Below are 12,697 nucleotides of genomic sequence, written 5' to 3'. Positions count from 1 at the left end.
CTCAAGTGAGACCGTCTCGGATGCTAGCATTCCGGCCATGGAGGCTCAACCCGTCGACCCGAGCGCCATCGGGATGCTGCTCAACCGCGCGCACCGGCTGGCCCGCGCCCACGCCAACGACGCGGCGCGGCCGACCGGCATCGAGCTGCAGCACGCCGGAGTGCTGTCGGCGGTCCTGGCCGGCGGGCTCCGCAGCCAGCGCGAGCTCGGCGCGGCCCTCGGGGTCGACAAGTCCACCCTGGTCCGCATCGTCGACGACCTGGAGCACCGCAACCTCCTGCGGCGCCAGCGTTCCGCGAGTGACCGGCGGGCGTACGAGATCGTGATCACGGAGGAGGGCAAGAGGCGGCTCGAGGAGGCGAACGAGCGCTTCAGCGAGGCGATGACGGGGCTGCTGGCGGGGTTCGACGAACCCGACCGGCGCCGGCTGCACGAGCTGCTGAGCCGGTTCGTGGCACAGGAGTCGTGAGTGAGAAACAGTGTTCTAACGCGGTTTCCCACTCACGACCCGCCGCGGCAGACCGGCTAAGCCGCATCCGCCTCCACCAGTCTCGCCAGCTCCAGCAGCGTGCCTTCGAAGCCGGGGCCCGCGCTGAGCGCCACCGTCAGCGGGCCCCCGCGCCGGCCCGTCCCCACCGGGAGGGTCACCGCCGGCTCCGTCCACTGGGGACGGTCCACACCGGCCGAGACGACCACATCCGGACGGGTCGCCGGGCGTCGGCGGCCGCCCGCGTCGAGGTCGAGCACCACGTTGCCGTGCAGGGAAAGCAGGGCCGCCACGTCGGCTACCGCGTCACGGAGCTCGCGGTCGGCGATCGAGTCCGAATGCGCACCGATCGCCGCTCGCGACGGCTCGCCGCCGAGTCTCGGTACGATCACGGCGAGGTCGCCCGGGGTGCAGGCGAGCACGCGGATGCCGGGTACGCCGGCCAGGGGGTCGGTCAGCGTGATTCCCGCGCTCGCGGCCGCCGCCACGATCCGGGCCCGCCAGCGCGCGGTGGCCGCGATGGCGACCATCGAGGGGTCCTGGGGCAAAAGGAATTTCTCCTTGCGGTACGGCGCGGCGGAGGGAGGATCGTCCGATGGTGGTCCCGTGCCCGTTGTGCCCGGGAACAAACTTGTTTGGTCGCTTGGTCCGAACGGCGGCGTACATGCCACCTTCCGGTCGCACCGGGTGGCTGTGACCGCGGGTCACACTTTGACGCGCGGCGTGGCGCGGGCCACTATCCGCAGCACCTGATTACCGCCGGGTAATTTGCGTGTCGACGAAGACTACCCAGGAGGACCGTTGCGACGTGCTTTCGGCCTGATCTTGCTGGCACTGGGCGTTTTCGCGGTCGCCGGGGCGGTGCTCCTCCCCACGTACGTCTACCCCAAGCTCGCCAAGGTGCCGCTCGACCAGGACTCCACGTCGGTGCTCGAAGGCACCGCGAGCAAGGTCCTCGCCGTGACCGACGACGGCTCCGGCCCGGTGTCGAACATCCGCGAGAACGCCAAGCTGACCGCGGTGGCGCACGTCCAGGCGAACTTCGCCGCGCCGGAGATGCAGGCGGACACCGACTACGCGGTCTGGCTGCTCGCGGTGCAGGTCACCGACGACGCCGACAACACGGTGCTCAGCGCGAGCAAGCGCCAGGTCTGCTTCGACCGGCGCACCGGTGAGGGATACGAGCCGCGCGGCGCGGCGAACCCGCAGTGCGACGCCGCCAGCAGCTACGTCACCGAGCTGAAGGACAAGGCCGACAAGGACGGCCAGAAGCCGCCCGAGACGAACGTCGAGAAGGCGCAGCCCGGCCTGAACTTCAAGTTCCCCTTCGGCACCGAACAGCAGGACTACAAGGTCTACGACGACAACACCGGCGCGGCCGTCACCGCCCGGTACACCGGCACCGAGACGGTGAACGGGATCGAGACCTACAAGTTCGTCCAGGACATCCCGGACACGAAGCTCGACTCGAAGAAGGTGCCCGGCTCGCTGGTCGGCTCCGACCAGGCCACTGTGGACGCCGACCTCTACTACCGCGGCGTCAACACGATGTGGGTCGAGCCGGTCACCGGGATCCAGGTCAAGCAGCAGCAACAGCAGCACCAGGAGCTGCGCGTCGGCACCAGCGGCAGCTCGACGGTCGTGTTCGACGGGACGCTCGCCTACAACGGCAAGACCATCGCGCAGATGGTCGACCAGGTGAACGCGAACAAGGGCAAGCTGGAGTTCCTGTCGAGCACCGGCCCGCTCTGGCTCGGCATCGGCGGCGGCGTGCTGATCATCGTCGCGATCATCCTGCTGGCCCGCCGCCGCCCGCCGGAGCCCCCGACGTCGCACCGGCGGCGTCAGGTCGCCTACGCGGGTAGCTAGCGCTTCCGCATCACCAGGACCAGATTCCACGAGGCGATTTCGCGAAGGCCGGGAATCCGCACGATCCACATCGCCCAGCTCGGGTGATAACGCGGATACCCGGCCACTAAATCGGCCAGCGGCGTCGTCTTCGCCCAGTGGAGCGCGCCGCCGACCGAGACCGGGAACAAGCTTTCACCGAATTTGTTCTTCGGCTGCTTCCCCAGTTTCCGGGAATACCGCCGCCGGGCGTAGTGACCGCCGAAGAAATGCCACGGCGCGGTCTCGTGCCCGCCCCACGGCGAGTACCACGGCGTGAACGACGCGAAGACCGTGCCGCCGGGCTTGGTCACCCGGCACATCTCGTCGAGCATCACCCACGGCTCGCTGACGTGCTCGAGCACGTTCGACGAGTAGCAGACGTCGACGGAACCGCTGCGCACCGGCAGTTCCGTACCGCTGGCGCGGATCATGTTCTCGCCGGGCTCGCCGCGCGCGGACAGCTCGCCGACGTCCGGGTCGAGGCCGAGGTAGACCGCGCCGGCCGCGCGGAAGGCGTCGGAGAAATAGCCCGGTCCGCCGCCGACGTCGAGCACGGTACGGCCGGACAGCGGAGCGTGTGCCGCCAGTTGCCGGACCGAGTCGGCGGCGAGCGTCGAATAGAAGCCGTCCGGGTCGGTCTGCTCGGTCAGGAAGGTGCGGAAGAGCGTGACGGAACGACTCAGCGTGGCCCGATGAGGCCGGTCGAGAACCGGATTGCCTACCATTGAACCGTCGCTTTCCCGAATACGTTCCTCTACTGTGTACGCACCGGTAACCTAGCATCGTCGCTACAGTTTGGATAACCCGATGGAACGACCTCGAGTGCTCCTCGTCAACTGGCGCGACACCGGCCACCCCGAAGGCGGCGGGTCGGAGCGGTACGTCGAGCGGATGGCCGAAGGGCTCGCGAGAGCCGGGTACCGGGTCGAAATCCAGTGCGCCGCCTACCCGGGCGCGACCGACGGCGAATGGCGTGACGGCGTCCGCTACCGGCGCCGCGGCAACAAGTTCGGCGTGTACGCGCACGCGCTGCGCGCGATCCGCCGGGCCCGCGCCGACCTGGTGGTCGACGTGCAGAACGGCATGCCGTTCTTCGCGAGGCTGGTCGCCGGCTGTCCCGTGCTGGTGCTCGTGCACCACGTCCACAAGGAACAGTGGATCAGCGCGCTCGGCGAGACGCTGGGCCGGGTCGGCTGGTGGATCGAGTCGCGGCTGGCGCCGTGGCTGTTCCGGAAGTGCCGGTACGCCACGGTTTCCGAGGTCACCAAGGCGGAGCTGGCGGGCCTCGGGATCGAGCGTTCGCGGGTGACCGTGGTGCCGAACGGCCTGGACACGCCGCCGGTGTGCACGTCCGAACGGGACGCTTCGCCGACGCTGGTCGCGGTGAGCAGGCTGGTGCCGCACAAGCGGATCGAGCACGCCATCGACGTCGTCGCGCAGCTCGCGCGGCGCTGGCCCTCGCTGAAGCTCGAGGTGGTGGGCCAGGGGCCGTGGGACGAGGTGCTGCGCGAGCACGCGGCTTCGCGCGGGGTCGCGGACCGCGTGGTCCTGCACGGCTGGGTCGACGAGCAGGCCAAGCACGAGATCCTCGCGCGGTCGTGGCTGCACCTGTGCCCGTCGGTGAAGGAGGGCTGGGGCATCGTCATCATGGAGGCCGCGGCGCACGGCGTGCCGTCGGTGGCCTACCGCGCGGCGGGCGGCGTGGCCGAGTCCATCGTGGAGGGTCGCACCGGCCTGCTGGCCGAGGACTTCGACGACTTCACCGCCCAGGTCGACGGCCTCCTCGCCGACGGCTTGCGACGGGCGGAGATGGGCTTGGCCGGGGCCGAGCGGGCCGGGCGGTTCAGCTGGGACGTGAGCGTCGGGCAGTTCGAGTCGCTGGTCCAGGACGTCTCCGGGCTTCCGGCGCCCCGGCGGCGGGTCCTGGGTCAGGTCGCGCGCGGACCGGCGCTGGCCTCCTGAACAGCGCCGCGGAACTCGCCGAGCGGCCAGGCCGCCGCAGAGCGTCGAAGTCGCGGCGGCGGGTCCTGAATCAGGACGCGCGCGGCCCCGCGCTGGCCTCCTGAACGGCGGCGCGAAACTCCTCCAACAGCCGAGCCGCTGCGGGCGCGTCGAAGTCGCGCCGGCGGGCCCGGACCGTCACCGTCGTCGTCCCGCCGGTGGTCGCCGCGCCGAACGCCACGCCTGAACGTCCACTCGCGGCCGGGTAGAACGCCAACGAGCGCACCGTGTCCCCCGTGGACACCACGCCCAGGTTGGACACCAGGAACGTCGAGCCGAGGCGGCTCGCCAGCAGGCGCGTGCCCAGCCGGGCGAACCTGCTGCTGCGGGCCGGGAAGTCCGGCTCGGGCTCCTGGGCGCCGAGCACCGCGGCCACGTCCGCGCCGGGCTTGAGCCGCAGGCGGAAGAACGCGCTGTCGTGGACTGGTTCCGGCGCCGCACCCGAACGCCACGACGCGCCCAGCGCGGCCACCACGCGGGCCGTGCGGGCGCCGTGCGCGCGGTTCCAGCTTTCGGCGGCGCGGGCGGCGGCCGCGACGAACCCCGCGGCCCCCAGGCGCAGCCGTGGCTCGTGCCGGGCGCAGAAGACGTCACCCGACGCCGGGGCCGCCCGGTCCGGCGTAATCCGGCCCGGGGGCGCGAAAAGCGCCTCAGCGAGCCGCTGGACGGCCGAAAGGGCAAAGGGTTTGCCGCCGGCGCGTTCGCCGATCCCCTTCGCCGCCGAGGAAACCGGGACGTCGAGGAGGACGCCGAGCAGCGAAAGCAGCCCCAAGCCGTCGAGGGCGCCGTGGTGTGCGGCGATGAGCAACGTGGATTCGCCGACGCCGACGCGCAGAAGCGGCGCGGTTCGTTCGTAGGGCGCCGAAGCGAAGCGGTCGCGAGTGGCCGGCAGGTCGGTGGCCGGCTCGATTTCGGGCACGGCACCGAGATGCGGGTGCTGCTGGACGGCGGCCGCCAGCCGGGCGCGGAGCTTCTCCGGTTCGGGTGCGGGCGTGCCGAGGTCCGCTTCGAGGAGGATGCTCCAGGAAACGGTGGGGTCGCCGTAGAGCCCGACGACGCGGTGCGCGTGGTCGGAGGCGAGCCGGGTCACCGCGTCAGCGGTTCCCGTAGAGCTTGTTCGGGTGGTCGGCCGGGTTGTACTTCACCTGCGCGTTGAGCTTTTCCTGCACCTGGGCCGCGCTGTCCGGGTCGGCGCCCTGCGTGAGGGCGAACCCCGCTCCGGTCGCCAGACCGCCTCCGATGATGACGGCGGCGACCACGCCGATGATCGTGCCCACGTGTCACTCCTTCTGCGGCGGGGAACTCCTGCCGCGGCCCAATGTACGCATCGGTAACATGCGGCACAACAGTGCGACGCACAGCGACGCGAGCGCTACTCCGTTCGCCAGCAAGGCCGGCGCCCACGAGATCGCTTTCACCGCGGGCACACCCGGGGTCCGGTAGAGCGTCAGCCACTCACCCGACCACACCGGTGTCGCGTCGGCGAGCAACCGCGAGTCCACGTAGCCGGGAGTCCCGTGCTCGACGAGGATCCAGCCGATACCCGCGTCGGTGAGCTCACGGGCGGACGTCGCGGCCCGGACGTCGCCGATGCGCGGGTCCTCCCCGACGACGCGCTCCTGTCCCACTTGGAGCGTGTCGTCCATCAGCACGGGTTTCGGGAGGACGCGCGGCGCCGGGTCGAGCTGCGTGCGGTCGTCGTTCCAGGCGAACCCGCGGAACGCCGAAAGCGGCAGCGTCAGGACGTCGCCGGGGCGGTCACCGAGCACTTCGGACACCGCCTGCCAGTCGGCCGGGTACTGCGCGGTGCCGAGCCGTCCCCAGCCGCCCCAGGCCAGGTCGGGCATGGTGAGCAGGGGGAAGACCGCCGCCGCCGTCACGAGCGCGACGCGTCCCCGCTCGGTTTTCAGCTTGGCCGCGGCGACTTCGATGGCCAGCGCGAAGCCCAGCGCGAGCGGCAACGCCCACCAGGCGACCCATTTCTGGGCGTCACGCAGGAGTCCGGCGCCGGGCACGTGCCGGGTGGCCGCGGACAGCAGCGCGTCGCCGCCCGGCAGGGTCGCCAGTGACGCCAGGAGCACGCCCGCGACACCGAGGCCGAACAACGAGCGGGCGGGCGCTTTCCCCCACCGCTGCGTGAGCGGGCGGAGGCCGGCCACCGCGATGGCGACGACGATCAGCGTCAGGACCGGGATGAGCGGCATGGACCGGCTGCCGGGCACCGTTTCGGCGTTCCAGATTCCGCCCAGGCCGAGCACGCTGAGCAGCGCCGGTCCCCAGCTTTCGGGGCGGGCGCTGAACGCCGTCACACCGGCCGGGTCGGAGAACGTGCCGCCGGCGTCGAGGAACGTCGGGACCAGCCACGGCAGGTTGAGCACGATGGCGATCGCGACGGTCTGCCAGAGGCGGCGGGACCCGGCGGCGACGGCCATGACGACGGCGGCGAGCACCCCGCCCGGCGGCGTCAGCACCGCCGGAGCGCACGCGAGCACCAGCCTCGGCAGGGCGTTCGGCTCGTGCTTCCGGGCGGCGAGCCCGGCACGCACGATCCAGGGCAGGCAGGCGTAGGTGAGCAGCAGCGGCCAGTGCCCGATGAACAGCCGCTCCGCGACGTACGGCGTCCACGCGTACGCGGTCGCGGCGACGAGCCGCGTGCCCAGGTGTTCGGTCGGGACCAGCCGGCCGGCGCCTTGGGCGGCGGCGAAGATGGCCAGGAGCAGGACGATCTTCTGGACGATGTCGCCGGGCAGCACGGTGGTCGCCAGCGCGACGGCGGCGTCGGCCGGGACGGACCGCGGCAGCGTGCCGCCGATCCCGAAGGCGTCCGGCACGAAGTATTGCCGGGGCGCGAACACCATGTCGTAGGAGAGGACGAACCCGCGGCCGAGCAGCGGCGCGCAGACGGCGAACGCCAGCAGGAGGGATACGACGGGCAGCGCGAACCGCCTGCTCGGTGCGTCCACTGCCCTTCCTTTCCGCTGTCCGCGCGGTTATGGTCCCTGGAAATTACCCGCCGGTAACGGGAGCCCGAACTTGAGCCTAGACACCGAAGTGCCGGCCCGGACCGGTAACCGGGTCGCGGCGATCCTCGTCTCGCTCGCGCTCGCGGGCAACAACGCGGGCAGCTACGTGCTGAGCCTCGCGGCCGCGCGGATCCTCGCGCCCGGTGCGTTCGGGGAGCTGAGCTCGCTGCTGGCGGTGCTGGTGATCGGCGTCGTCCCGGCGATGGGGCTGCAGACGGTGGTGGCGCTGCGGGTCGCGCGCTCGCCGTCGCTCGCCCAGGGGTCGTTGTTCGCGCTGGGGTTGATGACGAGCGGGATCGTCGCGACGGCGGCGTTGACGCTCAGCCCGTTGCTGGTGCTCCTGCTGCACCTGGGTTCGCTGACGCCGGCGCTGCTGGTGACGGCCGCGCTCGGGCCGTTGACGCTGCTGGGGGTGTTCCACGGGCTGCTGCAGGGCGGCCACCGGTTCGCGCTGCTGGCCGGGCTGATCGCCCTGGAAGGTGCCGGCAAGGTCGGCGGGTCGCTGGTGGGACTGCTGGTGACGGGCACTCCCACGGGGGCGCTGGCGGGGACGGCGCTCGGGTCGCTGGCGGTGGTCGTGGCGGGCTGGCAGGTCTGCGGCCGCCCGCGCCCCCGCTGGGCCGACCGCCACGGCGTCGAGGTGCTCCACACGGCGCAGGCGATGCTGGCGCTGGTGCTGCTGGTGAACCTGGACCTCGTGCTGGCGCGGCACACGCTGCCGTCGTCGTCCGCCGGCGAGTACGCGCTGGGGGCGATCGTCACGAAGATCGCGTACTGGCTGCCGCAGGCGGTGGGGGTCCTGGTGCTCCCCCGGTTCGCGGCTTCGGCCGGCCGGCGGCGGGTGCTGCCGGTGGCGTTGGCGGTGTGCGCGTCTTTGGACGCCGTCGTGCTGCTGGCTTCGCTGGTGCTGGGGCCGTCGCTGCTGTCGCTGATCGGCGGCGCGCGGTACGCGGGGAGCACGATGCCGGTGTGGCCGTTCGCGCTGGCCGGGTCGATGCTGGCGCTGGTCCAGATCCTGTTGTACGCGCGGCTGGCCGACGGGGACCGCCGGGTGGCGGTGCTGATGTGGGCGGCGGTGGGCGTGGAGGCGGTGCTGATCACGGCCTGGCTGCACGCCTCGGCGACCCAGGTGGTGACGGTGGCTGCCTGCTGCGCCGGCGGGCTGGCGGTCGCCGGGTTCGTGCTGGAGCTGCGGGCCCGCCGAGTAGCCGGTCGCCAGGATGTCGTGAGTGAGAAACAGGGTTAGAACACTGTTTCTCACTCACGACCCGCGCTAGCTGGCCGGCTCCGTGGGGTTCTCCTTGCGGGTGAACCAGTCCACGCACGTCGCCACCATCGCCGCCGCGGCCAGCAGCAGCGCCGCCTGCGTCACCGGGCCGTACGCCCACTCCTGGCCGTGGCCCAGCACCCGGCCCGTCACCGAGACCACCGCCGCGACGACCATCCCGCCGAACGCCAGGTACCGGGGTGCCCGCTCCCAGAACTGACGCGCCAGCAGGCACGCGATCAGCAGCACCACCGGCAGCATCCCGCCCAGCGCCACCAGCAGCACGATCAGCACCACCGGGACCAGAGCGCCGCCCGCCGCCACCGCGAACGGCCGTCGCCGGGCCGGCCAGAAGACGCCCACCAGCATCAGCAGAACCGCCAGCGCGCCGATCAGCAGCGACGTCCGGTACGACGAGTCCGGCGTGAACGCGAGTGACACCACGCCGCCCGCACCGGCCGGGACGATCCAGGCCTGCTGCCAGCCGTCGACGCGGGTGCGGGTCAGCTCGCGGCCGTCCAAAGTGGCCACCCAGCCCGCGTTCGCGTTCTCCGGGACCGCCAGCACCGCTTCCGCGCCCGGCGCCACCTTCACCGACCGCGACGCCGCCTCCCACTTCTCCACCTGCACCGCGCGGTGCACGACCGGCGCCGCCTGGACCGACGGACGCAGCCACAGGTCCTGGACGACGAACGAGTCCGACCGGTCCGTCCGCAGCTCGTGCCCGCCGGACGGCAGCGAGATCCCACCCTCCGAGTCGCGGCACATCGTCAGCGCCAGCGGCCGGTGCGCGGTGATGTCGGAAAGGGTCCCCTGGACCGACGTCCGGTAGTCGAGCCCGTCGAGGTGGATGTTCGGCCCCGACCCGCACGGCACCGTGAACGCCGGGTCCGGTCCGGGCAGCAGTCCCTCGGAACCGGAGAGGGAGAGATTGCCGATCCCCACCACGGAACGAGCCGCCGGGTCGTCGTCGTCCCCGGGCAGCACGATCTGCAGCTGGTCGGTGTCCAGGGGCTCGAAGGACGCCGACCCGCTCGCGTCGAGCTGCACCGTGCGCGACGCCGACCGGCCGATCAGCTGCACCTGCCGCGGCGCGCGAGCCCCGCTCGACGGCGAAACTCCGATGTGCAGCCCCGAAATCTGCTTCGGACCGGTCCAGCCGAGGGTGAGCGCCGGGCGTAGGTCGGTCGCGTCGGGACGCCACGTCGTGCCGGCGTCGCCGTCCACCGCCGCGAACCCGCCCGCCGCCGGGTCGCCGGCCAGCTGCGACGTCGACGCCACCGTGACCCCCGGCAGCTGCACCGGGTTCTTGCCGCCGCCGGCCGGCAGCACCGAGCCGCCGACGAGGAACGTCTGCTCGGCCGGGGTGCTGAACAGCCGCCGGATGCCGTCGGGCTCTTCGCCGTCCCGCGCGGCGGAAGCGTCGCACCGCACGGCGTCACCGGACTGCAGGCACGCGTACCGCGGCTGGGCGCCACGCGTGAACGCGAACCCCGGCGCCGGCCCGGCGGGCAGGTCGGCCGGGACTTCCAGCGCGCGCTGCGGCTCGGTGCCCGGGATGGCGAGCTCCGCGATGCCGACGTTCCCGTCCTGCCGCCCGACCACCAGCGACAGCAGCGTGATCCGGACCTTGCGGGTGACGCCGGCGGCGACGGTGTAGCTGTGCGCCCCGGCACCGCGGATCACCTGCTGGTCGACCGAGCCGTTGTCGGTGGTGATCCGGATCCGGGTCGGCGGCCAGCCGACGCGCAGGTCGTCCACCATCTGCAGGTCCACCGCGTTCACCAGCCGCGGGGTGTCGAGCTCGACCTCGAGCCACTGGCCGACCGGCCCGGTGAACGACGACGAGTGCCACGCCGTGCGCGGGTCGCCGTCGATCGCCGCGAACGGCTGGTGCCCCGGGTCGGACCCGCCGAACGCGTCGGCGAACGACGCGGCCGTCGACGCCGTCACCGCGCGGATGCCCCGGTAGGCGGCGACGGTCTGGTGCTCCTCGCCCGGGAACGGCAAGACGTCACCGGCGGCACGCTGCTGGCGGAACGCCTCGCCGGCGGTCAGGGTCTGGCTGAGGTTGTCGCGCACGCCGCCGACGTTCCGCTCGGCGCGGCGCAGGCCGTCGGTCACCAGCCGCGGTCCGCCGGGCGAACCGCCGTCGCCGGTCAGCACGGTCGGCGTCGCCGGGTCGAGCTGGCCGGAGTCGATCAGCGGGAGCAGGTTCTCCGGGCCGCCGCTCACCGTCGGGACGTCCTTTGTGGACGTCGCTGTGGCGAGCGGCACCGCCTGCTCGACCTCGTAGATCTCGAGCGGCCCGAACTCCGCCGCCTTGCCGATGCCGGGCGAGCCGGCCAGCCCCGCGCGCAGCGTCGCGATCGGCGGCGCGGTGTTCCGTACCCGGTCGATGTCGTTGCGCAGCAGCAGGAACCGGTAGCCGGACCGCGCGAGCAACGCGGCGAGCCCGGGGTCGCCACGGCCGTCGGCGAGCGCCGCGTCGACCGAGTCCATCAGCCGGGTGTTGCCCTCGGACCCCAGCGGCACCTGGTTGCGGACCGCCCACGGGCTCTTCGCGATCGCCTGCGCGGGCTCGTCGACCGTGCGGCCCCACTCGTACTCGCCGAACCCGGTGGCCGGCAGCAGCAGCGTCCGGGCGTTCGGGTCGGCCTTGGCGACGTAGCCCATCGCGTCGTACCAGTAGCCGGGGACGTCGTCCCAGCCCGGCCCGGAACGCAGGTTCAGCAGCCACGCGGGCGCCGCCATCACCAGCACCAGCAGCAGGCCCAGCGCGGGCCGCAGGAACCGGCGCGCGGACTTCACCCGGACCGGGCTCGCGATGCCGTGCACGAACGCCAGCATCAGCGGCAGCCGCAGCACCGGCTCGAACTTGTGCACGTTGCGCAGCGGCGCGAGCGGCCCGTCGAGCAGGTGCCGGACCTGCTCGGCGAGCGGGCTGTCGAGCGTGCCGACGTAGCCGATGGTCAGCAGCGTCAGGCCGGTGACGACGCCCAGCACCAGGAACCGGCGTTCGGGCAGGCCGCGCCGGGTCAGCCCGAGCAGGCCGACGCCGGCGACGAGCCCGGTCGCCAGCATCAGCACGGGGTTGTCGATCAGCGACCAGCCGCCCGGCCACCACGGCGTGCCCTGCACGACGTAGGCGACCCACTGGTTGGTCCCGCGCAGCACCTCGAACAGCGACATCGGCGCGGTCGTGTTCGTCGCGGACTCGATGTAGTCCAGGAACGGCAGGCTGTACTCGCCGAGCAGCAGCAGCGGCAGGATCCACCACAGCGTCGCGCCGACGACGAAGACGAACCACCACAGGACCAGCTCGACGTGGTGGCGCGTCCACTTGCGGGTCAGCAGCCACAGTCCCGGCAGGACGAGCGCCATCACGACCATCGCGCCGTTGACCCCGCCCATGCACAGCACGGCGACGGCGGACAGCCCGGCGGCCCGCCGCGGCGAGCCGATCGTCCCGGCCCGGACCAGCGGCACCAGCACCCACGGCAGCAGCACCGCGGGCAGCATCTCCGCGGACAGACCGCCGATTTCGGTCAGCATGCGCGGCGCGAGCGCGTACCCGAGCGCGCCGACCAGCCGCGTGCGTTCGGTGCCGAGCTTCATCGCCCGCGCCAGCAGCAGGGCGCCGCCGAACGCGGCCGAGAGCAGGACCGCGCCCCACAGCCGCTGCGCGATCCACGCCGGCACGCCGGCGGCCTGGCACAGCCCGAAGAACGGGCCCATCGGGAAGAGGTAGCCGTACGCCTGGTTCTGCAGCTCCCCCGCCGTGGCTTGCGGGTTCCACAGGTGCAGCGCGCGACCGAGGAAGGCGAGCGGGTCGACGGCGAGGTCGAGCTTCGTGTCGAACGTCGTCTTCCCCGGCATCTGCAGGAACGACAACGTGGTCAGCGCCAGCACGATCCACGTGCTGGGCCGGCGGAAGAACGCGGCCACCGAGAACTTCCGGGCACCCCCCGAGGGCGGGGCGTCGTCCCGGGACCGTTCGCGGGTGGCGGTTACCATCCGGTAGATACT

At 72.5% G+C, this 12,697-nt stretch carries 10 protein-coding genes; 4 read left to right on the top strand and 6 right to left on the bottom strand.

The genetic code is table 11. The features are described from left to right. The first annotated feature begins 37 nt into the window (after positions 1 to 37). Entirely contained in the window at positions 38 to 469 is a 432-nt protein-coding gene (locus ACZ7OU_RS15770) for a MarR family winged helix-turn-helix transcriptional regulator (protein ID WP_470255517.1), read from the top strand. 56 nt (positions 470 to 525) lie between these two features. Here ACZ7OU_RS15770 and ACZ7OU_RS15765 read toward each other — a convergent pair whose 3' ends face one another. Further along, positions 526 to 1,017: a hypothetical protein gene (locus ACZ7OU_RS15765; RefSeq protein WP_470241232.1), complete on the bottom strand. Its 492-nt coding sequence runs from the start codon at positions 1,015 to 1,017 to the stop codon at positions 526 to 528. A 271-nt stretch (positions 1,018 to 1,288) separates the two neighbouring features. Here ACZ7OU_RS15765 and pgfA point away from each other — a divergent pair, with 271 nt between their 5' ends. Further along, positions 1,289 to 2,356, top strand: a complete 1,068-nt coding sequence (gene pgfA, locus ACZ7OU_RS15760) for a cell envelope lipid trafficking protein PgfA (protein WP_470241233.1) — start codon at positions 1,289 to 1,291, stop codon at positions 2,354 to 2,356. Here pgfA and ACZ7OU_RS15755 read toward each other — a convergent pair. After that, complete coding sequence (locus tag ACZ7OU_RS15755; RefSeq protein WP_470255516.1) at positions 2,353 to 3,102, bottom strand: class I SAM-dependent methyltransferase; 750 nt, start codon at positions 3,100 to 3,102, stop codon at positions 2,353 to 2,355. The two genes, pgfA and ACZ7OU_RS15755, sit on opposite strands and share 4 nt — an antisense overlap. Positions 3,103 to 3,199: 97 nt before the next feature. Between ACZ7OU_RS15755 and ACZ7OU_RS15750 the strand changes: the two genes are divergently transcribed. Then, positions 3,200 to 4,339, top strand: coding sequence for a glycosyltransferase family 4 protein (locus tag ACZ7OU_RS15750; RefSeq protein ID WP_470255940.1), 1,140 nt, complete (start codon positions 3,200 to 3,202; stop codon positions 4,337 to 4,339). Positions 4,340 to 4,409: 70 nt separating this feature from the next. Here ACZ7OU_RS15750 and ACZ7OU_RS15745 read toward each other — a convergent pair whose 3' ends face one another. From ACZ7OU_RS15745 to ACZ7OU_RS15735, 3 genes are read right to left on the bottom strand one after another with little or no spacing between them, the layout of a single operon-like run. After that, positions 4,410 to 5,468, bottom strand: a complete 1,059-nt coding sequence (locus tag ACZ7OU_RS15745) for a hypothetical protein (RefSeq protein ID WP_470255515.1) — start codon at positions 5,466 to 5,468, stop codon at positions 4,410 to 4,412. 4 nt (positions 5,469 to 5,472) lie between these two features. Beyond that, a complete protein-coding gene (locus tag ACZ7OU_RS15740; protein ID WP_470241236.1) occupies positions 5,473 to 5,655 on the bottom strand; it encodes a hypothetical protein in 183 nt (60 codons plus the stop codon). A 3-nt stretch (positions 5,656 to 5,658) separates the two neighbouring features. Continuing rightward, on the bottom strand, positions 5,659 to 7,341 hold the full coding sequence (locus ACZ7OU_RS15735) for an MmpA family trehalose lipid delivery protein (RefSeq protein WP_470255514.1): 1,683 nt from the start codon (positions 7,339 to 7,341) through the stop codon (positions 5,659 to 5,661). A 70-nt stretch (positions 7,342 to 7,411) separates the two neighbouring features. On the opposite strand from ACZ7OU_RS15735, the gene ACZ7OU_RS15730 reads away from it, so the two are divergent. Further along, positions 7,412 to 8,647: a lipopolysaccharide biosynthesis protein gene (locus ACZ7OU_RS15730; RefSeq protein ID WP_470255513.1), complete on the top strand. Its 1,236-nt coding sequence runs from the start codon at positions 7,412 to 7,414 to the stop codon at positions 8,645 to 8,647. A 27-nt stretch (positions 8,648 to 8,674) separates the two neighbouring features. Here the strand turns inward: ACZ7OU_RS15730 and ACZ7OU_RS15725 are convergent, their stop codons facing one another. Continuing rightward, positions 8,675 to 12,685, bottom strand: coding sequence for an alpha-(1->3)-arabinofuranosyltransferase (locus ACZ7OU_RS15725; RefSeq protein WP_470255512.1), 4,011 nt, complete (start codon positions 12,683 to 12,685; stop codon positions 8,675 to 8,677). Positions 12,686 to 12,697 lie beyond the last annotated feature (12 nt).

The sequence above is a fragment of the Amycolatopsis sp. NPDC114505 genome (assembly GCF_055633615.1).
Note: the sequence above shows the minus strand (reverse complement) of the source record. Positions and strands in the feature narration are given on the sequence as shown.

Bases quoted from the DNA above. Each gene is read 5' to 3' on its own strand.
- ACZ7OU_RS15770 (WP_470255517.1), top strand. From the start codon at position 38: ATGGAGGCTCAACCCGTCGACCCGAGCGCCATCGGGATGCTGCTCAAC.
- ACZ7OU_RS15765 (WP_470241232.1), bottom strand. From the start codon at position 1,017: ATGGTCGCCATCGCGGCCACCGCGCGCTGGCGGGCCCGGATCGTGGCG.
- ACZ7OU_RS15755 (WP_470255516.1), bottom strand. From the start codon at position 3,102: ATGGTAGGCAATCCGGTTCTCGACCGGCCTCATCGGGCCACGCTGAGT.
- ACZ7OU_RS15725 (WP_470255512.1), bottom strand. From the start codon at position 12,685: ATGGTAACCGCCACCCGCGAACGGTCCCGGGACGACGCCCCGCCCTCG.